Below are 19584 nucleotides of genomic sequence, written 5' to 3'. Positions count from 1 at the left end.
TCTGGCACAGCTGGCGCTTTCCCCGTTTTCGAGATCGACGTCCGGCCGCCCGCATGACGAACATCCGCAACAGCATCATCCGCGCCGGCTTCGACGCCCTGTATTTCTCCGGCGCCCATCATCTGCTGCGGCCGCTGCTCGGCGGCGTCGGCCTGATCCTGATGCTGCACCATGTGCGGCCGGCGCGTGACGATCCGTTCCAGCCCAACCGCCACCTCGAGGTCACGCCGGACTTCCTGCGCGCGACGCTCACCCATGTCCGTGCACAGGGCTTCGAGATCATCGGCCTCGACGAGATGCACCGCCGTCTTGCGGCCGGCGACTTCGAGCGCCGCTTTGCCTGCTTCACTTTCGACGACGGCTACCGCGACAACCGCGACCACGCCCTGCCCGTGATGCGCGACTATGACGCACCTTTTACGGTCTATGCCGCGGCAGACTTCGCCGACGGCAGCGGCCCGCTGTGGTGGCTGGCGCTCGAGCAACTGGTCGCGCAGGCCGACACCATCGAGGCGCCGATCGGCGACGGCATCCGGCTCGACTGCGGCACACCGCTGGCCAAGACCGAAGCCTTCGCACAGCTGCACGGCTGGCTGCGTGGCCTGCCCGACGACACGGCGGTGCGCGACGCGGTCGACCGGCTTTGCCGGCAACACGGCATCGCGACGAAGGCCCGCGGCGCCGACCTCTGCCTGTCGTGGGACGAATTGCGCGCCTTCGCCGCCGAGCCGCTCGTGACCATCGGCGCCCACACGCTGTCCCACTGCAACCTGGCGCGCGAGACCGAGACCGGCGCCGCACGCGAGATGGCCGACAGCCGCGCCCGGATCGAGAGCGAGCTGCAGCGACCGGCGCGGCACTTCGCCTATCCCTACGGCGATCGCGGCGCTGCGACCACGCGCGAGTTCGCGCTCGCCCGCAGACTGGGGTTCGACACCGCGGTGACGACCCGCCCAGGCGTGCTGTTCGCCGAGAACGCCACCCATCCGACCGCCCTGCCGCGTATTTCGCTCAACGGCAATTACCAGGACCGCCGCTTCCTCGCGGTGCTGACCTCGGGCGCCGCCACCGCGATGTGGAACGGCTTCCGCCGCGTCGACGCCGCCTGAGCGTGCGGACGGGGCCCTGCCGTCCTTGACTCGCCCCGCGCACGGGGCTCAAACCTGACGCGCGGAGTTACAGCCGCCACGGAGCGTCGGGAGGAAGCCATGTTCGCAGACCTGTTCTCACTCAAGGGCCGTGTTGCCGTCGTCACCGGCGGCTCGCGCGGCATCGGCAAGATGATCGCGGCGGGCTTTCTCGCCCAGGGCGCGTCGCGCGTCTACATCACCGCGCGCAAGGCCGGCCCGTGCGAGGAGACGGCGAAGGAGCTGACGGCGGCTTATGGCGGCGAGTGCATCGCGCTGCCGATCGACATCTCGACCACCGCGGGCGTCGACCTGCTCGCTGGCGAGGTCAAAAAGCGCGAGCCGAAGCTCGATATCCTCGTCAACAACGCCGGCGCCGCGTGGGGCGCCGATTTCGACGAGTTTCCCGAGAGCGGCTGGGACAAGGTGATGAACCTCAACGTCAAGACGCCGTTCTTCCTCACCAAGGCGCTGGCCGCACCGCTGCGCGCCGCCGCGAGCGCCGAGCGCCCGGCCAAGGTGATCAACATCGCCTCGATCGACGGCATCTTCGTCAATCCGTTGGAGACCTATTCCTACGCCGCCAGCAAGTCCGGCCTCATCCACCTCACCCGCCGCATGGCGGCGAAGCTGATCAAGGACCATGTCGTGGTGTCGGCGATCGCGCCGGGGCCTTTCAGCTCCGACATGAACAAGGCCGCGCGCGACAACGCCGACGTCGTCGCCGAGCGCGTGCCGGCGGGACGCATCGGCACCGACGAGGACATGGCGGGCACCGCGATCTACCTCGCCTCGCGCGCTGGCGACTATGTGGTCGGCGCCACCATCGCCGTCGACGGCGGCATCGTCTACGCCAACCCCGGCATCAAGGGCTCGGGCTGGGATTGAGGCGGAAGCCGTTGCGACGGGGAAACCGCTTCACTTCGCCTCGGCGTTTCCCCTCATCCTGAGGAGCGGCCTCTTGGCCGCGTCTCGAAGGATGAGGCCGCGTAGCGCGCCTCGGCCTCATGGTTCGAGACGGCGCGAGCGCGCCTCCTCACCATGAGGGGCTTGCATCTTCAGAGCGACGACGAACGCCTCAATACGTCTCGACGTGATAGCGGCCGCTCTCGCGCATGGCGATCTTGAGGCCGGCCCAGTCGACGCCGGCGTGGCGGCAGATGTCGGCGAAGGCTTCATCGACGCCGCTTTCCATGCCCTTGAGGCCGCAGATATAGACATGAGTGTTAGCGTCGCCGAGCAGCGTGGCGACGCGGCCGCCCTCGCTGCGAATGCGGTCCTGTACATAGGTGCGCGGCTCGCCGGGCACCCGTGAATAGCAGAAGTGCCGCGTCAGCAATTTTTCCGGCACCTTCTGCAGCGGGCCGAAATACGGCAGCTCCTCCGGACGCCGCGCGCCGAAGAACAGCAGGAGGTGTCCTGGCGCCTGCGGCATGGCGCGGCGGCGCCGCTCGGTGAAGGCGCGGAACGGCGCCGAACCGGTGCCGGTGCAGATCATCACGATGTTCGACGCCGGATCGTTCGGAATCAGGAAGGTCGCACCGAACGGGCCGGTGACCTCGACCTTGGCGCCGCGCGGCAGGTCGCACAGGAAGTTGGAGCAGACGCCGCCCGGCTCGCGCTTGACGGTGAGCGCGAGGTTATTGGCGTTCGGTTTCTCGCCGTCGCGGGAACTGGCGATGGAATAGAGCCGCGCCGCATGCGGCTTGCCGTCGGCATCGGTGCCCGGCGGGATGATGCCGATGCTCTGGCCCTCCAGCACCGGAAACGGCTGGTCGCCGAAGTCGAGAATGAGGTGACGGACGTCGGAATCCGCGCCCGCATCGGTGAGACGGAAGTTGCCGGTGATCGTCGCCTTCGCCGGCTTGCCGCGGTTGTAGAGGTTGACGGTCGGCTTGCTCGCGGACGCTGGCGCGATCGGCTTGCCGCCGAGGCCCTTGCGCGCCTCTTCGAGCAGCGCGCCGACATCGTCCTCCAGTGCCTCGATGGCGCCGCCGGCGTCGGCGGTGCCGAGGTCCTCCTGCAGCGGCAGCTCGCCCCACGAGAACTGGTCCTCGAGCGAGTAGGCTTTCGTCACCACGCGCCAGTTGTCGATGGCGCCGGTCGGACATGGCGAGATGCAGTCCATGCAGTAGTTGCAGATGTCCGCATTGACGACATAGTTGTTGTCGTCATGGGTCACCGCGTCGACCGGGCACGTCTCCTCGCAGGTGTTGCACCGGATGCAGATCTCCGGGTCGATCACATGCTGCTTGAGAAGACCTTCGACGTGCATGGCTTTGCTGCCCAAAATAGAAAAGGAGAAGTAAGCTTCCCCTCATCCTGAGGAGCGGCCGCAAGGCCGCGTCTCGAAGGATGAGGCCTCATGGTTCGAGACGCCCGGCAGTGCCGGGCTCCTCACCATGAGGTTCTGCACCCCGGAAGATGTTACGCCGCGATCTTCACATACTCGAAGTCGCCGGGCTTGTTGTCGATGCCGACCTTGGGCGGCGCGATCCAGTTGGCGAACTGGCCCGCCTCCACCACCGGCGTCATCAGCGACGCAATGAAGTCGCCGTCCGCGCTCGACGGCAGGTAGTCGTTGCGCAGACGCGCCCACTCCGCATCGCTGACGATGATGCCCTTGGGCGTCGCCTGGACATTGGCGAACTCGCCGATCTGACGGTGGAACGCGGTGTGCGGCAGCTCCAGTCGGAAGTCGACGCCGGCCTTCTCGATGATCTTGTTCCAGCGCTCGACGCCCTTGGCACAGTCGGCGGTGTAGTCGTCGCGCAGGCGCATGTTGAGCGCGGTCAGCGCCGGCTCGTCGACCAGCTTGATCTCGCCGTTGACCAGCTTGAGCACCGGATAGATATCGCTGGTGAGGCGGTGGTCGTCCTCGATCTTGGTCTCCTGGAAGCGGCCCTTGAGACCGGCGTTGTAGAAGTTCGCGGCGTTGGTCGAGACCTCGGAGCCGAACAGGTCGAGCGACAGCGAGTAATGCAGGTTCATTTTCTTCTGCATGGTCGGCAGGTCGATGACGCCAAGCGCGCGCACCTTGTCGATAGCGTTGGGATCCTCGATGCCCGCCGCCTTCATCGCCTCGCAGGTGCGCTGCAGGACGCGGCCGACGCCGGTCTCGCCGACAAACATGTGGTGCGCCTCCTCGGTCAGCATGAAGCGGCAGGTGCGCGACAGCGGATCGAAGCCGGATTGCGCCAGGCTCTCGAGCTGCATCTTGCCGTCGCGGTCGGTGAAGAAGGTGAACATGAAGAACGACAGCCAGTCCGGCGTCGCCTCGTTGAAGGCGCCGAGCATGCGCGGCGCGTCGGCATCGCCCGAGCGGCGGCGCAGCAGGTCGTCCGCCTCCTCGCGGCCGTCACGGCCGAAATACTTCTGCAGCAGGTAGACCATCGCCCAGAGATGGCGGCCTTCCTCGACATTGACCTGGAACAGGTTGCGCATGTCGTAGAGCGACGGCGCAGTCTTGCCGAGATGGCGCTGCTGCTCGACCGAGGCCGGCTCGGTGTCGCCCTGGATCACGACCAGGCGGCGCAGCATGGCGCGGTATTCGCCGGGCACTTCCTGCCACGCCTTCTCGCCCTTGTGCTGGCCGAAGTTCACGAGGCGTGCCTCGTCCTGCGGCGCCAGCAGCACACCCCAGCGATAATCCGGCATGCGCACGTAGTCGAACTTGGCCCAGCCCTTGGGATCGACGCTGACCGCGGTGCGCAGGTAGACCAGCGCTTCCTGGAAACCCTCCGGACCCATGTCGTTCCACCAGTCGAGATAACCGGGGTGCCAGCCTTCCAGCGCCTTCAGCACCTGGCGGTCCTCGGCGAGATTGACGTTGTTCGGAATTTTGGTGGTGTAGTCGACGTTCATCACGTTCATGGCCAACTCCCGCTATGCTTTGTTCTTGTGGACGCGCGTCCGCTGCCCTGTCTCACACCCGCGTCATGTCGAACTGCGCGCGCTCGCCAGTGCCGTAGCGGCGCAGCGCGCCGTCCGGGCCGACCGCGTTCGGCCGCTGGAAGATCCAGTTCTGCCACGCGGTGAGGCGCGCGAAGATCTTGGACTCCATGGTCTCCGGCCCGACGAAGCGCAGGTTCGCCTCCATGCCGGTGAGGCTGTCGGGCGAGAAGCTGGCGCGCTCCTCCAGGAACACGCGCACCTCATCGTCCCAGTCGATGTCGTCGAGCGCGAAGGTGACGAGCCCAAGCTCCTCGGCGGTCTGCGCATCGAGCGTGTCGCCGATCCGCGCCTTCGCTGCCTCGAGATCGGCGGGATCGGCCTGCAGGCGCGCCTCCAGGCGTGTCAGGCCATGGCTCATCGGATAGGGCCCGAAGTTGGCCGACGACAGCACGAGAGTCGCCGGCGGACGGTTGTCGCCCTGCTTCTCACCGATCAGCATGTAGGAGCGGTCGGCGGCGAACACGAGCTCGGCGAGCGTGCCGGCGAAGCACGATCCCGGCTCGACCAGCGCCACCAGCGTGCGCGAGGTGACGTCGACGCGCTTGAGCACGCGCTTCCAGTAATGGCGGATCTCGTTGACCAGCCAGTGATCCTTGTGCGCCTCGAGCAGCGCGTCATAGGCCAGCACCTTGGCGCTGTCGCCGTGGGACTTGAACACCAGCATGGCGAGCCCGAGCTCGTTGATACGCAGGTGCAGGATGGCGTCGTCGAGTTCGCGCGCCGCCTGCAGCGACCACAGGTCCGCGCCGCGCGCGACGAGACCTGCGATGTCGGCAGGCGGTGCCTCGTCCGGCGCCTTGATGGTGATGGTTGCGATGCGCGCCGCACGGTTGATCTCGACATCGACGAAGCCATAGTGGACGCCATCGTCGCCGATGACCCGCTTGAGCGGCGTCAGCGCAATACCTTTCTGGCCCGCGCCGGCCCGCGGCGAGGCCTCGGCGAAGGCACGGGCGCGCTCGGCGACCTTGGCTTCGAGTCGGGAATTGGGCGCGAGCTCGTCGACGAGACGCCACTGCACCGCGCGGCGGCCCTTCACGCCTTCCTCGATGGTGCAGAAATAGTCGGCATGGTCGCGGCGCACTTTACGCTTGTCGACCACGCGGGTGAGGCCGCCGGTGCCCGGCAGCACCGCCAGCAGCGGCACCTCGGGCAGCGCCACGGCGGCCGAGCCGTCGTCGGCGAGCACGATATGATCGGCGGCGAGCGCCAGCTCATAACCGCCGCCCGCGGCGGTGCCGTTGACCACGCAGATGAAGCGCTGGCCGGAGTTGGCGCTGGAATCCTCGATGCCGTTACGGGTCTCGTTGGTGAACTTGCAGAAATTGACCTTGTGGGCGTGGGTCGATCCAGCGAGCATGCGGATGTTGGCGCCGGCGCAGAACACCCGGTTCTTGCCCGAGCGCAGCACCACCGCCTTCACTTCAGGGTGCTCGAAGCGCAGCCGCTGTACGGCGTCGGCGAGCTCGATGTCGACGCCGAGGTCGTAGGAATTGAGCTTGAGCAGGTAGCCTTCGAACAGACCGCCGTTCTCGTCGACATCCATGGTCAGCGTGGCGACATCGCCGGCGACGTCGAGCTTCCAGTGCCGGTAGCGCGACGGATCGGTCTGAAAATCGATGAACGTCGCGCCATTGGCGAGTTTGCTGTCCTCACCTGCCATGAGCCAACCTACCCTGTTGTCGTGTGGTGTTTGCGTGAACCCTCTTGAGGGTTATTATGCATAATAATGCATATTATGCCGCTCGTCCAGCGCCAAGCACTCAAAACATGCATTTTTATTCATATTGATGCCCGGACCAGCCGGACCAGGTCAGGCGCCCCGGCAAGACCGGCGCGCCGCAGGTCGCCGACCAGGACGGTCACCGGACACGTCGCTGCAAAACTGCCGGCATCCGTGGCACCGCCCTCCCGCACCGCAAGCTCAGCGAACTCCGCCCCGGCATCGGCGAACAAGCGGCGGGCGGCGGCGAGCCGGCCCATTTTCGCCTTGAGGTTGGCGTTGGCGACCTGGATGCAGGCGCGCAGCGCGACGCGATCGCGCCCGCCCTTCGGCGCCGCCCGCCACACCGCCTCGAGGATCTCGTGGGCTTCCCAAAAGTAGCAGGCATCGTTGAGCCGCAAGCCATGGCACAGCGCCGGGTGCGTGGCCGGCACATGGCGAATGAACGATGCCGGCACATGCGCCTTGACCGGATCGAGCGCGTCGCGATCCGCGGCCGCGCCGACGCCAGGCACATGGGCCCAGCGCGGCAGCGCGAACATGTCCGAGGCCTGGTCGGTCGTTCCGATGATCGTTGTCCTCGTGTCTGGCGAACCTACGCCACGCGCTCGCGCGCACCCTCGCCATGCACCTGCAGGATGCGGTCGACGAACCCGGCGACCGCACTGAGCGTCACCTCGGCGGCCTCGCGATGCGGACTGTGCGCGGCGCCGGGAATGATCTCGACGTCGACCGGGCAGTAGCACTCCTCCTGTGCGATCTCGATCTGGCGCAGCGTGCCGTAGTGGTCGCCCGCGCCCTGCACGATCAGGATCGGCACACGGACATAGGCCAGCACCTCGGAGATGTCCCAGGCGCGGAACGCCGGATCGAGCCAGGCGCCGTTCCAGCCATAGAACGCGTTATCAACATCGCTGTGCCAGCGCGCCAGCTTGGCGCGCAGCTCAGTCTGCTCATAGTCGGTCTTGATTTCAGCGATCGACGCCACCGAGATGGCCTCGACGATGAAATGCGGCGCGATCAGGCCGAGCCCGCGCACGCGGTGATCCTGCACACTGCCGGCGTAGATCGCCGCGATCGATGCGCCGTCGGAATGGCCGACCAGCAGCCCGCGGCGGAAGCCGATGGCATCGAGCACCTTCGGCAGCACGTCGAGCGCCTCGCGGTGCATGTAGTCGAGCGGCCGCGGCAGCGCCACCGGGCTCGACGCGCCGTAGCCGGCGCGCGAATAAACGAACACCCCGACGCCAGTCGCCGCCGCAAGGCGATCAGGAAAATCGCCCCACAGCCCGACGGAGCCGAGCCCTTCGTGCAGCAGCACCAGCGTCGGCGCGACGTCGGGCGCCGGCCCGACCATGCGGTATTCGAGCTCGCTCGCTCCGATGGTCAGGCGTCCCGATGGCTGCAGCACGGTCATGATGGTCTCCGTTCCATTGTCTTGCTTCACATTCCATTGCGCGCCATCCCTCCTCATCCTGAGGAGGCTGCCAACGGATCCGCGCGAAGCGCGGCCCGATGACAGGCTCCGCAACCGTCTCGAAGGATGGAGGCCCGCGCCGCCCAGACACAGGCCTCATGGTTCGAGACGCAGCCGTTGGCCGCTCCTCACCATGAGGAGTGACGGCGCCATGCATTCATGAATCTATTCAGGTCTCCTCACGCAGCTTGAACCGCTGGATCTTGCCGGTCGCGGTCTTGGGCAGGTTCTCCACCACCTCGATCCAGCGCGGATACTTCCACGGGCCGATCTTCTGCTTGACGTGCTCCTTCAGCGCCTCGTGCAGGCCGTCCGTGCCGGCGCCGGCCTTCAGCACCACGAACGCCTTCGGCTTCAGCAGCCCTTCCCCGTCGGACGCCGGCACCACCGCTGCCTCCAGCACCGAGGGGTGGGAGATCAGCGCGCTCTCGACCTCGAACGGCGACACCCAGATGCCCGAGACCTTGAACATGTCGTCGGCACGGCCGCAGTAGGTGTAGCGACCCTCGCCGTCGCGGACATACTTGTCGCCGGTGCGCGTCCAGTTGCCCTCGAAGGTCTGGCGGCTCTTGCTGCGCTGGTTCCAGTAGCCTTCGCCGGCGGATGGCGCGTTGACGACGAGCTCGCCTACCTCGCCGTCGGCGACCTCCTGGCCGGCGTCATTGACCAGACGCACCGCATAGCCCGGCACCGGCCGGCCCGAGGTGCCGTATTTCACGTCGCCTGGCGCGTTGGACAGAAAGATGTGCAGCAGCTCGGTCGAGCCGACCCCGTCGAGGATCTCGACGCCGAAGCGCTCGGTCCAGTTCTGTCCGACCTGCTCCGGCAGCGCCTCGCCGGCGGAGGTGCAGACCCGCAACCGCGCGGTGCGTGGCGCGGTCTTGTTGGCGTCGTCGTTCAGCATCGCCGCAAACAGCGTCGGCACGCCGAAGAAGATGCTGGGGTCATGGCGGCGAATGAGGTCGAACATCACCGCCGGCGTCGGCCGCTCTGGATTGAGGATGGTGGACGCACCCACCGACATCGGGAAGGTCAACGCATTGCCGAGCCCGTAGGCAAAGAACAGCTTCGCCGCCGACAGCCCGACATCGCTCTCGCGGATGCCGAGCACCTGCTGCGCATAGGTCTCTGCCGTGGCCTGCAGGTTGCCGTGGAGATGGCGCACGCCCTTGGGCATGCCGGTCGAGCCCGAGGAGTAGAGCCAGAACGCCGGCTCGTCGCGATGGGTCGCCACCGTCTCGAACTGATCGCTTTCCTGCGCCAGCAGGTCGGCGAGGCGCTGATGGCCATGCGCATCGGCGCCGGACACCACGACATGCGCGAGATCGGGCAGTTGCGGCAGGATGCCGGCCACCACCGGCAGCAGCGCCTCGGAGATGAACAGCACCCGCGCCCGGCAGTCGGCCAGCACGTAGGCATATTGCGCTGACGTGAGCAGCGTATTCAGCGGCACCGGCACGACGCCAGCGCGGATCGCGCCCAGGAACACGACGGGAAAGTCGATCGTGTCCAGCATGATCATCGCCACCCGCTCCTCGCGGCGCACGCCGAGGCGCTTCAGCACATTGGCGAGCCGCCGGGTCTGGGTCTGCAGGCCGGCATAGGTGATCTCGGACGTGGGATCGGTGAACACCACCTTGGCGCCGCGGCCCTCGGCGACGTTACGGTCGAGCAGGTAGGTCACCGCGTTGTAGCTGTCGCTCATCGCTGGCGCTCTCCTCCGCGCGCGCCATGGCAGGCCTGTGCATATCTCGGCGAACTATGAATTATATTTCGCGTAGTCGTCCGCGTGATCTCGCCGCCGATGGCCACAGCGCACCCTCCCTGCGTTTTTTGAATTATAATTCATATAAATACACTTCACACGCTTGCTGTCAATCTTGCGCGGCACTATGTTTCAGGTTCGCAACCTCATCGAATCCCGGCTCTGGAGACTGACCGTCCGGCCATGACCGACCACCCCGACACCCGGCAGGACGACCAGGAAGACGGCTTTCTCCAGGAGCTTGGCCAGCGCGTTCGCACCATGCGCGGGCTGCGCGGCATGTCGCGCAAGGTGCTGGCCCGCGTCTCCGGCATTTCCGAACGCTACATCGCCCAGCTGGAAAGCGGCAAAGGCAATGTGTCGATCGTGCTGCTGCGCCGGGTGGCGCAGGCGATGGCGACGCCGCTCGAGGACCTGATCCCGTCCGGCGAAACCTCACCGGACTGGCCGGTGATCCGCGACCTGATCCGCAAGGCGACGCCGCAGCAGGTCGCCCATGCCAAGGATGTGCTGTCCGGCCAGAGCGCCGCGCCACTGGCGCAGCGCAAGGTGGCCTTCGCCGGCATCGCCTTGATCGGGCTGCGCGGCGCCGGCAAGTCGACGCTCGGCAAGCTCTTGGCAGAGCGGATCGGCTGGAACTTCGTCGAGCTCAACAAGGAGATCGAGCGGCAGAACGGCCTGTCCGTCGCCGAGATCATCGCGCTCTACGGCCAGGAAGGCTTCCGCCGCATGGAGCAGGCCGCGCTCGGCCAGCTGCTGGCGCGCAAGGCGCCGATCGTGCTCGCCACCGGCGGCGGCATCGTCTCCGAGCCGCTGACCTTCGACCTCATCCTGTCGTCGTACTACACGATCTGGCTGAAGGCCGAGCCCGAGGAGCATATGGCCCGCGTGCGGCGCCAGGGCGACCTCCGGCCGATGGCCGACGATCGCTCGGCGATGCAGGAGTTGCGCACCATCCTGCTCAGCCGCGAGCCGCTCTACGCCCGCGCCGCCGCCTGCGTCGACACCGCGGGCCTCAGCGTCAAGGACGCCGCGACGCGCCTCGTCGACGCGGTCACGCCGGTGCTGGCGCAGGACAGCCACGACTTCGCACGCGCGGCGTCGTGAGATGACAGCGGCGCGATGACACCGGCCTGCACCCTGGCCGATCTCCTGCGCGACCGCGGCGTCGACGCCACCACCGTCACCGCCATCCGCAACGACCTGCATCCCGAGCACGCCTGCGACGACTTCCGTTCGATCGCCGATCTCGATCGCGCCGGCGTCTTGCACATGTACGACCGCATGCAGGACGGCCCGCGCATCGCCCACGACCGCTGCGTGCTGTCGTTCATGGCGCTGCCTGACGGCAAGGCGCGGCTGACGGCGTATCGCCGCTTCGCCATGCGCCGCCCCGGCATCGCGCCCGGCGACATCGTCTACGACTATGATGCCGCGCATCTGCTGCACAGCTTCATCGCCCATGCCGATGCGCCGGTGTTCTATGACGTGCGCGAAGAGAGCGGTCTCGAAGACCTGATCGGCACGCTGGTGGTGCAGTGGCCGGCGCCGCTGGCACAGGACATCCGGGGTGCCGATGACGCAGCGATCAGGATCGTCGACGACCCGAGCAGGATTGAGACGGATCGAGGTTGTTGTCCGTCATCCTGATTGTCTGGCTGAAAAAGACATCAAGCCAAATTGAACGATCGTGCTTTCCATCCTTCTCCGTCGTGGCCGGGCTCGTCCCGGTGATTGCTTACTTCGCGGCGCCGACATCGACCCCGACATGCATGCCGGTCCAGGGCCGGTCGGAGCCGGACGACGGCGTGGGCGCCGTGCGAACATGGGCATTCGGCACGCCAGCCGCCTGGGTCTGTGAATAGGCTTCCGACAGCGAGGCCGGCGCGGCGCTGCTGCCGCCCTGTTCCGTCGCACCGGCACACGTGGCGAGCGCGATACAGATGACAGTTCCGAGCAGCAGGCGCATGGCGGATCGTTCCATGAAGGACAGAGGCTGATGCCTGCCGTGCGCCCGTGCTGTGGCGGATTTGAGGACGTTCAGCCCAGCAGGGCGCTGGCGCCCTCCCAGAGGTCACGGACCACTTCGGCGGCTGGCACGGCCCGGGCCATCGCACTCGACTGCCCGGCCCAGGCCTGGATGCCGTCGATGTTGTCAGCCTTCACCGCGGCATCGCGCATCGCCTGGGTCAACCCGCGCTGCACCGGATAGGGCGCAGGGCTGGGTGCCCCCGGCGCGGTGGCGGCCTGGACATAGGCGGTGGCGATGGAGCGGCCGGGCCGGCCGGAGAACACCCGCGAGATCCTGGTCTGCTCCGGCAGGGTGCGGCCGAGCGCATCGGCCCACGCGGGCGCAATCTTCGCCTCCGGACACCGCAGAAAGCCGGAGCCGATCTGCACGGCAGACGCTCCGAGCAGCAGCGCGGCCGCGACACCCCGGGCATCGCCAATGCCGCCGGTCGCGACCACCGGCAGCTTGACCGCATCGACCACCGCCGGCAGCAGCGAGAACAGGCCGATCATGTTGGCCTCGGCGGTGGCCGCATCGAACGCGCCACGATGGCCGCCGGCCTCCATGCCCTGCGCCGCGATGATATCGGCGCCGGCCGCTTCCGCCGCCTTCGCCTCGGTCACCGAGGAGATGTTGGCGATCCACTTGATGCCCTTGGCCTTCATTCGCGCGACGAACTCCGGCGGATAGAGCCCCATCACCGAGGAGATGAAGGCGGGTGCCGCCTCCAGCATCGCCTCGCACTGCGCAGCGAAATCCGGCGGCGTCGCATCCGCAGCCTCCGGCTTCACCTCCGGGCCAAAGCCCTTCAGGAACTCGCGCACGGCTGCTTCGGCCGCAGCATCGCGGCGCGGCGCCGGATCGGGAATCCAGAGGTTGAGATTAAAGGCACCGTTGGTGCCGCTGCGCACCTCCGCCGCCCACGCCTTGATCGCCTCAGGCTTCATCAGCAACACGCCGGCACTGCCGAGACCTCCGGCATTGCCGACCGCGATCGACAGCGACGGCGGACAGGCGCCGGCCATCGGCCCGAGCAGGATCGGCACACGCAGACCGAGGGAATGGGCGAAGGCTTCAGCCCGGGCACGGGCGTGATGGAGAGCGGTCATGACTATCGCCTATCTGCTGGCACGCACCGGTCGCCGGCGCGTGGTCCACGATACACCCCTGGCGGATGGCCGGGGCATGAATTGAACAGATGACGGTTATCGCGACCACCGATCGCTCGCCACCCCGATAGCGCGCGCTCACACGCCGAGATGATGCTCCAGCAAGCCGCGCTGCGCGGCAAGCTCCGCCGGCGCGCCGTCGAACACCACGCGGCCCTTCGACAGCAGCACCGCGCGGTCGACGATCCGCGCCAGGCTGCGGAAATCCTTGTCGACCACCACCGTCGCGACGCCCTCGTCGCGGATCACGCCAAGCGTGCGCCAGATCTCGCGCGCCACCAGCGGCGCGAGACCCTCGGTTGCCTCGTCGATCAGCACGAGGTCGGGATTGGTCATCAGCGCGCGGCCGATGGTCAGCATCTGCTGCTCGCCGCCGGAGAGCTGGTGGCCGCCATGGTCACGCCGCTCGGCAAGGCGGGGAAACAGTGAAAAGATCCGCTCCAGCGTCCAGTGGCGCCGGCCGTCGACCGCGGGCCGTGCCGCCATCACCAGGTTCTCGACCACCGACAGCGAGCCGAACACGCCGCGCCCCTCCGGCACCAGCGCTACGCCGGCGCGCGCGATGCGCTCCGGGGCGAGACCGCGAATGTCGCGGCCGGCGACCGCGATGCGGCCGCGGCAGTCGGCGACGAGGCCCATCAGCGTGCGCAACAGCGTAGTCTTGCCCATGCCATTGCGGCCGATCAACGCGACCTGCTCGCCGCGCGCGACCGACAGATCGATGCCGTGCAGGATCTGGCTCGCGCCGTAAAATGCCTCCAGCCGCTCGATGGTCAGGAGCGCCGTCATGCGTCATCCTCCTCGCCGAGATAGGCGGCGCGCACCGCGGCATCCTTGCGCACGTCCGCCGGCCGGCCGCTGGCGATCACGCGTCCGTCGGCCATGACCGTGAGACGGTCGGCGAGCTCGAACACCGCGTCCATGTCGTGCTCGACGATCAGCACCGCGCGGCCGCTCCTCAGCGACGCGATCAGGTCGACCACGCGGCGCGCCTCCGACTGGCCCATGCCGGCCAGCGGCTCGTCGAGCAGGATGACGCTGGGATCGGTCGCCAGCACCATCGCGATCTCGAGCTGGCGCTGCTCGCCATGGCTGAGCAGCCGCGCCACCACATCCGCGCGCGCCGCAAGCTCGGTGCGGGCGAGCGCATCGGCGACGCGATCGTTGACCACCGGATCCGCCCTGGTGCCGCCGCGCATCCGCAGCGGCTGTGCCGCTTGCGCCTGGGCGGCGAGGCGCACATTCTCGTGCACGGTGAAATCCGCAAAAATGGTGGTCTTCTGATAAGAGCGCCCGAGCCCGGCACGCGCCCGGCGGTCCGGCGGCAGGCGGCCGATCTCGGCGCCGCCGAGCGCGATGGTGCCGGCACTGAGCGAGAGGTCGCCCGACAACAGGTTGATCAGTGTCGACTTGCCGGCGCCGTTCGGCCCGATCACCGCATGGATCTCGCCGGCATGGACATCGAGCGAAACGTCGGCGACGGCACTCAGTCCGCCGAACCGTTTCCACACCCCGCGCGCGCTGAGCGCGGCGGCCGCGACAGGCTCGGCCATTCGACCTTCAGCCATGGCCGGCCTCCGTCGCTGGAGCCTTGGGCTTAGCCGGCACGTCAGCACGCACCGGCGGCGTCACTTCCACGGGCGGCCCGAAGGTCAGGGTCAGCAACTGGCGCACGCCGTTCGGCAGCGCCAGCACGATGATCACCACGATCAGCCCTTCGACCAGTTTCCAGTAGACCGTGACCGCCTTGAGCACCTCCTCGAGGCCCATCAGCACCAGCGCGCCGAGCAGCGGCCCCGCCACCGAATGCAAGCCGCCGAGCAGCACCATCACCAGCACGGTCGCCGACTGGTGCCAGCCCAGCATCTGCGGCGCGACGAAACCGAACTGCGCCGCGGCGAAATAGCCGGCGACGCCGGCGAGCGCGCCGGAGATCACGAATGCGATCAGGCGCACCCGGAACACCGGGAAGCCGAGCGAGCGCGCCCGCCGCTCGTTGTCACGCGCTGCCGCCAGCGCCCGGCCGAACGGCGAGCCGACCAGCATGTCGAGGAGCGCCAGCGCCGCGAGCAGCACGCCGAGCACCACGAGATAGAAGGTGATCGGCTTCTCCAGGTCGAGCAGTACCTGGCCGGCGATCGCGATCTCCGGCTTGGTGTTGACATAGGCGCCGTCGGAGCCGCCGGCGAAGCTGGTGTCGTGGAACAGGTAGAACAGCATCTCGCCGAAGGCGAGCGTCACCATGATGAAGTAGACGCCGCGGGTGCGCAGCGCCAGCGCGCCGATCACCAGCGCGACCAGCGCCGACGCGCCGACCGCGAGCGGCAGCGTCAGCCACAGCGACGCCGGATCGTATTTCGGCGTCGCCAGCGCCAGCATGTAGCCGGCAACGCCAAAGAACGCCGCATGGCACAGGCTGACCATGCCGCCATGGCCGACCACGAGGTTCAGCGCCAGCGCCAGCAGGCCCATGATCATCACCTTGCTGGCGAACTGCACATAGTAAGTCGGCACCATGAAGGGCAGCGCCACCGCCGCGAGCAGCAGGACGGCGATGACGATGAAGCGCAGCGCGCGATCCATCTCAGACCTCCCGCCGCCCGAGGATGCCGTTCGGCCGCCACAGCAGCACCGCCGCCATCAGCAGGTAGATCATGATGCTGGAAATGCCGGGGAAGAACACCTTGCCGAAGGTGTCGGTGAGGCCGATCAGCAGCGCGCCGACCGCCGCCCCCGCGACCGAGCCGATGCCGCCCAGCACCACCACGACGAACGACAGGATCAGCATGCCATCGCCCATGCCGGGAAACACCGTCGAGATCGGCGACACCACGATGCCGCCAAGCGCAGCGAGCGCGATGCCGACCGCGAACACATAGCGGTTCACCGTGTCGAAGGGGATGCCGAGCACGCGCGCCATCTCGCGGTTCTCGGCGCCTGCCCGCACCACCATGCCAATCCTGGTGTAGCGGATCACCACGAAGATGGCGGCCGCCACCAGCAGGCAGAAGCCGCAGATCGCGAGGCGATAGACCGGATAGGACAGGTTGTCGGTGAGATGAATGGCGCCGGCGAGGATCGGCGGCGGCGCCACCGCATGCACATCCTTGCCGAACAGGATCAGCCGCACCTCGTCCAGCATCAGGATGAGGCCGAAGCTCAGCAGCACCTGCGCGAGGTGATCGCGGCCGTACAGCCGTCGCACGAACACCGCTTCCAGCACGAGGCCCACGACAAAGGCGATGGCGACGCCGCCGACCAGCGCCAGCCAAAAGCTGCCGCTGTAGGCCGCGATCCAGTACGCGAGATAAGCGCCCAGCATGTAGAACGCGCCATGCGCGAGGTTGATCACACCGAGGATGCCGAACACCAGCGTCAGCCCGCTCGCAACCAGGAACAGCACCATGCCGTATTGCAGGGCATTGAGCAGCTGCACGCCGAAGGTGACGAGATCCATCAGGACGATCCTGTAAGCGCTATCGAGCGCGGAAACGCATCTCCACCGACTGCGTCATTGCCGGACTTGATCCGGGCATGACGGCGGTGGGTGGCGAGACGCCCGGACTCCCAGAGCCATCGCACCGTGTTGAGTTATCGGCGCCTCACGTCAGCTTGCAGCCGCGCGCCGGGTCGTCGACATCGGCCTGGGCGATCGATACCAGCTCGTTGCGGCCGTTGCGGACTTCGCGCAGGTAGATGTTCTGGACCGGGTTGTGCGCCTTGTTGAAGCTCAGCGGCCCGCGCGGCGAATCGATCTTGGCTGCCGCGATCGCCTTGACCAGCGTGTCGCGCGCGGACGCATCGCCCTTCACCGCGGTGAGCCCGACGTCGAGCATGGCCGCGGCGTCATAGCCCTGCACCGCATAGATGTCGCCGTCCTTACTCGTCTTGGCCTTGAACGCCTTGAGAAAGGCGATGTTGGCGGGATTGTCGAGGTTGTCGGCGTAATGCAGCGTGGTGCGGATGCCGTTCGCGGCCGCGCCCTGCGCCTCCAGCGTGCCGTCGGTGAGAAAGCCGGCGCCATACAGCGGGATGGTCTTGTTGAGGCCCGCCGCCGCATAGTCCTTGACGAACTTCACCGCACCGCCGCCGGCGAAGAAGCTGAACACCGCGTCGGGCTTCAGCGACGCGATCTGGGTGATCAGTGCCTGGAATTCGACCTCCGGGAACGGCAGCGTCAGCTGCTCGACGATCTTGCCGCCGTTCTTGGTGAAGTTCTCGGCGAACGCGCCGATCATCTCCTGCCCGGCGGTATAGCGCCAGGTGATGGTAACGACATTCTTGAGGCCGGCATCGACCATCACCTTGCCGGCTGGGTAGGTGGTCTGCCAGTTCGAGAACGACGAGCGGAAGATGTTGGGCGCGCAGGCCGGGCCGGTGGCATCGTTGGCGCCGGCATTGGGAATGATCAGCAGCGTGTTGGTGTCGCGCGCGACCTTGACCATGGCCATTGCGACGCCCGAGTGCACGGTGCCGACGACCAGGTCGACCTTGTCGCGGCCGATCAGGCGATTGACGTTGTCGGTCGCAGCTTCCGGCTTGGACTCGTCGTCAATCTGCACGAAGCTGATCTCGCGGCCGCCGAGCTTGCCGCCCTTCTGCTCGACATAGAGACGGAAGCCATCGTCGATGAACTGGCCGAGCTTCGCGAATGTGCCGGTGTAAGGCAGCATCAGGCCGACCTTGAACGGCGCCGCCTGGGCAATGGCCGGGGTCATCAGGCGCGGTGCCACCGCAAGCGTCGCCGCCCCCGCAGCTCCGGACAGCAAGCCGCGACGGGTCACACGCAGCAGCGTTTTACGATCGGACATCAGCGTTACTCCCTCGGTTTTTTGATTGTGCTGGCACCGACGGCCCGGCGGTCCGCGGAGCAACGTCCGCGCGCCGGCTCCGTCAAAGGCGGTGCCGCATCTTCTTATGATTGTGAGGATGCATCATAATTCGCGGAAGTTATCAAAATCAAGAAATATAATTCAGGTAAACAAATCTTGCCCGTGCACGACGCAGCATCGATGACCGCGGCGCGACAAGACGCCGCAGGCCGCGGACATCGTCCGGGTCATCACGGAGGCCGCGACAGTGCGGACCTGTGTCAGGGATTGGCGACGTCCTCGGTCGCCCGCACGGGAGCCGCCAGCATGGCTTCCAGATGATGCTCATGGGCGCGCAGGGCATCGACCAGCCGGTCGATGTCCCCGTGGGTATGCCCGGCGTTGAGCTGAACCCGCAGGCGCGCCTTGCGCAGCGGCACGGCCGGAAAGCGCACGGCGTCGACATAGATGTTCGACGCCGCGAGCGCCTGCGCCAGGGCGGACGCCGCATCTTCGTGGCCGACCAGGATCGGCACGATCGGGGTTTCCGTCGACACCAGCGGATAGGACAGCTCGGACATCCGCTCGACGAAGTAGCGCTGGTTGTCCCACAACCGGGCGCGACGCTCGGGCTCGTCGACCACCATGTCGATGGCTTCACAGAGCGCGACGGCCTGGTCCGGCGGCAATGTCGAGGTGAAGCCGTAGGCCGAACAGGCAAGACGAAGCGCCTTCGCGATCGACGTCTCCGTGGCGATGAACCCGCCGATGCCGCCATAGGCCTTGCTCAGCGTGCCCATGTAGATCAGGCGCTCGCTGCTGACGCCGAAATGCTCGGCGATGCCGCCACCATGCTCGCCGAGCACGCCGGTGCCATGGGCATCGTCGACATACAGCGTGGCGTCGTAGCGTTCGGCCAGTTGCAGCAGATCGGGCAGCGGCGCGATGTCGCCGTCCTGGCTGAACACCCCGTCGGTGACGATGATCTTGGTGGTTGCGGTGGACTTCTTGAGCAGCATCTCGAGATGATTGAGGTCGAGATGGCGGTAGGTCGCCCGCGCCGCCCCGGACATCCGCACGCCCTCGCGGATGCTGACGTGATTCAGCTCATCGCAGAAATAAGCGTAGGTGTATTCGCGCACGCCGGAAAACCCGTAGATGCGCGCGTATTTCGACGTTTGTGGAATAGTCGAGAGCACACCGATATTCGTCAGATAGCCGGTGGCGAACAGCACGGCCGCGTCCTTGCTCTTGCAGGCCGCGAGCTTGCGCTCGAGCTCGTCATAGACGGCGAGGTTGCCGCCGAGCAGCCGCGACTCGCAGTTGCCGACGCCATAGCGCTCCAGCCCCCGCCGGGCAGCAGCTACCATGCGCGGGCTCGATGCGATCGACAGGTAGTTGTTGGTGCTGAAGGAGACGAGGTGCCTGCCCTCGGCCCGAAACGCCGGATCTGGCAGGGACTCGACGCATTCGTCGTCAAACAGATTCTGGCGGCCGAGCCACTCGGCCATCTCTGAGAATTCTCGCACGCTCGCCCCTGTCGCCCC

General features: G+C 67.2%; 18 protein-coding genes. 4 read left to right on the top strand and 14 right to left on the bottom strand.

Annotation, left to right across the window (positions count from 1 at the left end):
- Positions 1-53 precede the first annotated feature (53 nt).
- Together AB4Z37_RS10535 and AB4Z37_RS10530 are read left to right on the top strand one after the other, a co-directional pair.
- On the top strand, positions 54-1109 hold the full coding sequence (locus AB4Z37_RS10535; protein WP_441516673.1) for a polysaccharide deacetylase family protein: 1056 nt from the start codon (positions 54-56) through the stop codon (positions 1107-1109).
- A 99-nt stretch (positions 1110-1208) separates the two neighbouring features.
- Positions 1209-2015: an SDR family oxidoreductase gene (locus AB4Z37_RS10530; protein ID WP_441516672.1), complete on the top strand. Its 807-nt coding sequence runs from the start codon at positions 1209-1211 to the stop codon at positions 2013-2015.
- A 190-nt stretch (positions 2016-2205) separates the two neighbouring features.
- Here AB4Z37_RS10530 and boxA read toward each other — a convergent pair whose 3' ends face one another.
- The 6 genes from boxA to AB4Z37_RS10500 form a co-directional block, all read right to left on the bottom strand.
- Positions 2206-3402 (bottom strand): benzoyl-CoA 2,3-epoxidase subunit BoxA, encoded by a 1197-nt coding sequence (gene boxA / locus AB4Z37_RS10525; protein WP_441516671.1) that lies wholly within the window; start codon positions 3400-3402, stop codon positions 2206-2208.
- 152 nt (positions 3403-3554) lie between these two features.
- Complete coding sequence (boxB, locus tag AB4Z37_RS10520; RefSeq protein WP_441516670.1) at positions 3555-5006, bottom strand: benzoyl-CoA 2,3-epoxidase subunit BoxB; 1452 nt, start codon at positions 5004-5006, stop codon at positions 3555-3557.
- Positions 5007-5052: 46 nt separating this feature from the next.
- Positions 5053-6744: a 2,3-epoxybenzoyl-CoA dihydrolase gene (boxC, locus tag AB4Z37_RS10515; RefSeq protein ID WP_441516669.1), complete on the bottom strand. Its 1692-nt coding sequence runs from the start codon at positions 6742-6744 to the stop codon at positions 5053-5055.
- 119 nt (positions 6745-6863) lie between these two features.
- The gene (locus tag AB4Z37_RS10510; protein ID WP_441516668.1) at positions 6864-7346 is read right to left on the bottom strand and encodes a DUF309 domain-containing protein; all 483 of its coding nucleotides are present in this window, start codon (positions 7344-7346) and stop codon (positions 6864-6866) included.
- A gap of 53 nt (positions 7347-7399) precedes the next feature.
- Positions 7400-8221 (bottom strand): alpha/beta fold hydrolase, encoded by an 822-nt coding sequence (locus AB4Z37_RS10505; RefSeq protein WP_441516667.1) that lies wholly within the window; start codon positions 8219-8221, stop codon positions 7400-7402.
- Between the two features lie 229 nt (positions 8222-8450).
- Complete coding sequence (locus AB4Z37_RS10500; RefSeq protein ID WP_441516666.1) at positions 8451-9986, bottom strand: benzoate-CoA ligase family protein; 1536 nt, start codon at positions 9984-9986, stop codon at positions 8451-8453.
- Positions 9987-10229: 243 nt separating this feature from the next.
- On the opposite strand from AB4Z37_RS10500, the gene AB4Z37_RS10495 reads away from it, so the two are divergent.
- Positions 10230-11153, top strand: a complete 924-nt coding sequence (locus AB4Z37_RS10495) for a helix-turn-helix transcriptional regulator (protein ID WP_441516665.1) — start codon at positions 10230-10232, stop codon at positions 11151-11153.
- A 15-nt stretch (positions 11154-11168) separates the two neighbouring features.
- Complete coding sequence (locus AB4Z37_RS10490; protein ID WP_441516664.1) at positions 11169-11696, top strand: hypothetical protein; 528 nt, start codon at positions 11169-11171, stop codon at positions 11694-11696.
- Between the two features lie 88 nt (positions 11697-11784).
- On the opposite strand, the gene AB4Z37_RS10485 is transcribed toward AB4Z37_RS10490, so the two are convergent.
- From AB4Z37_RS10485 to AB4Z37_RS10450, 8 genes are all read right to left on the bottom strand, one after another.
- Complete coding sequence (locus tag AB4Z37_RS10485) at positions 11785-12015, bottom strand: hypothetical protein (RefSeq protein ID WP_441516663.1); 231 nt, start codon at positions 12013-12015, stop codon at positions 11785-11787.
- A 71-nt stretch (positions 12016-12086) separates the two neighbouring features.
- The gene (locus tag AB4Z37_RS10480) at positions 12087-13166 is read right to left on the bottom strand and encodes an NAD(P)H-dependent flavin oxidoreductase (RefSeq protein WP_441516662.1); all 1080 of its coding nucleotides are present in this window, start codon (positions 13164-13166) and stop codon (positions 12087-12089) included.
- Positions 13167-13304: 138 nt separating this feature from the next.
- Positions 13305-14015 carry an ABC transporter ATP-binding protein gene (locus AB4Z37_RS10475; protein WP_441516661.1) on the bottom strand — a complete coding sequence of 237 codons (711 nt, stop codon included), beginning with the start codon at positions 14013-14015 and terminating at the stop codon, positions 13305-13307.
- Positions 14012-14779, bottom strand: coding sequence for an ABC transporter ATP-binding protein (locus AB4Z37_RS10470; RefSeq protein WP_441516768.1), 768 nt, complete (start codon positions 14777-14779; stop codon positions 14012-14014). Before AB4Z37_RS10470 ends, AB4Z37_RS10475 begins: the two co-directional genes overlap by 4 nt.
- A 7-nt stretch (positions 14780-14786) precedes the next feature.
- Positions 14787-15809, bottom strand: coding sequence for a branched-chain amino acid ABC transporter permease (locus AB4Z37_RS10465; RefSeq protein ID WP_441516660.1), 1023 nt, complete (start codon positions 15807-15809; stop codon positions 14787-14789).
- 1 nt (position 15810) lies between these two features.
- Positions 15811-16683 carry a branched-chain amino acid ABC transporter permease gene (locus AB4Z37_RS10460; protein ID WP_441516659.1) on the bottom strand — a complete coding sequence of 291 codons (873 nt, stop codon included), beginning with the start codon at positions 16681-16683 and terminating at the stop codon, positions 15811-15813.
- A 145-nt stretch (positions 16684-16828) separates the two neighbouring features.
- The gene (locus AB4Z37_RS10455) at positions 16829-18037 is read right to left on the bottom strand and encodes an ABC transporter substrate-binding protein (RefSeq protein WP_441516658.1); all 1209 of its coding nucleotides are present in this window, start codon (positions 18035-18037) and stop codon (positions 16829-16831) included.
- 281 nt (positions 18038-18318) lie between these two features.
- Positions 18319-19548 carry an aminotransferase class I/II-fold pyridoxal phosphate-dependent enzyme gene (locus AB4Z37_RS10450; RefSeq protein WP_441516657.1) on the bottom strand — a complete coding sequence of 410 codons (1230 nt, stop codon included), beginning with the start codon at positions 19546-19548 and terminating at the stop codon, positions 18319-18321.
- Between the last annotated feature and the right edge of the window lie 36 nt (positions 19549-19584).

The organism is Bradyrhizobium sp. 2TAF24 (assembly GCF_052115025.1).
Taxonomy (GTDB): Bacteria; Pseudomonadota; Alphaproteobacteria; order Rhizobiales; family Xanthobacteraceae; genus Bradyrhizobium_A.
This window is presented reverse-complemented; position numbering and strand designations above follow the sequence as displayed.

What these genes read in the sequence shown, in the direction of transcription:
- AB4Z37_RS10535 (WP_441516673.1), top strand. Translation starts at nt 54, where the DNA reads ATGACGAACATCCGCAACAGCATCATCCGCGCCGGCTTCGACGCCCTG.
- AB4Z37_RS10530 (WP_441516672.1), top strand. Translation starts at nt 1,209, where the DNA reads ATGTTCGCAGACCTGTTCTCACTCAAGGGCCGTGTTGCCGTCGTCACC.
- boxA (WP_441516671.1), bottom strand. Translation starts at nt 3,402, where the DNA reads ATGCACGTCGAAGGTCTTCTCAAGCAGCATGTGATCGACCCGGAGATC.
- boxC (WP_441516669.1), bottom strand. Translation starts at nt 6,744, where the DNA reads ATGGCAGGTGAGGACAGCAAACTCGCCAATGGCGCGACGTTCATCGAT.
- AB4Z37_RS10510 (WP_441516668.1), bottom strand. Translation starts at nt 7,346, where the DNA reads ATGTTCGCGCTGCCGCGCTGGGCCCATGTGCCTGGCGTCGGCGCGGCC.
- AB4Z37_RS10505 (WP_441516667.1), bottom strand. Translation starts at nt 8,221, where the DNA reads ATGACCGTGCTGCAGCCATCGGGACGCCTGACCATCGGAGCGAGCGAG.
- AB4Z37_RS10500 (WP_441516666.1), bottom strand. Translation starts at nt 9,986, where the DNA reads ATGAGCGACAGCTACAACGCGGTGACCTACCTGCTCGACCGTAACGTC.
- AB4Z37_RS10495 (WP_441516665.1), top strand. Translation starts at nt 10,230, where the DNA reads ATGACCGACCACCCCGACACCCGGCAGGACGACCAGGAAGACGGCTTT.
- AB4Z37_RS10490 (WP_441516664.1), top strand. Translation starts at nt 11,169, where the DNA reads ATGACACCGGCCTGCACCCTGGCCGATCTCCTGCGCGACCGCGGCGTC.
- AB4Z37_RS10485 (WP_441516663.1), bottom strand. Translation starts at nt 12,015, where the DNA reads ATGCGCCTGCTGCTCGGAACTGTCATCTGTATCGCGCTCGCCACGTGT.
- AB4Z37_RS10480 (WP_441516662.1), bottom strand. Translation starts at nt 13,166, where the DNA reads ATGACCGCTCTCCATCACGCCCGTGCCCGGGCTGAAGCCTTCGCCCAT.
- AB4Z37_RS10475 (WP_441516661.1), bottom strand. Translation starts at nt 14,015, where the DNA reads ATGACGGCGCTCCTGACCATCGAGCGGCTGGAGGCATTTTACGGCGCG.
- AB4Z37_RS10470 (WP_441516768.1), bottom strand. Translation starts at nt 14,779, where the DNA reads ATGGCCGAGCCTGTCGCGGCCGCCGCGCTCAGCGCGCGCGGGGTGTGG.
- AB4Z37_RS10465 (WP_441516660.1), bottom strand. Translation starts at nt 15,809, where the DNA reads ATGGATCGCGCGCTGCGCTTCATCGTCATCGCCGTCCTGCTGCTCGCG.
- AB4Z37_RS10460 (WP_441516659.1), bottom strand. Translation starts at nt 16,683, where the DNA reads ATGGATCTCGTCACCTTCGGCGTGCAGCTGCTCAATGCCCTGCAATAC.
- AB4Z37_RS10455 (WP_441516658.1), bottom strand. Translation starts at nt 18,037, where the DNA reads ATGTCCGATCGTAAAACGCTGCTGCGTGTGACCCGTCGCGGCTTGCTG.
- AB4Z37_RS10450 (WP_441516657.1), bottom strand. Translation starts at nt 19,548, where the DNA reads ATGGCCGAGTGGCTCGGCCGCCAGAATCTGTTTGACGACGAATGCGTC.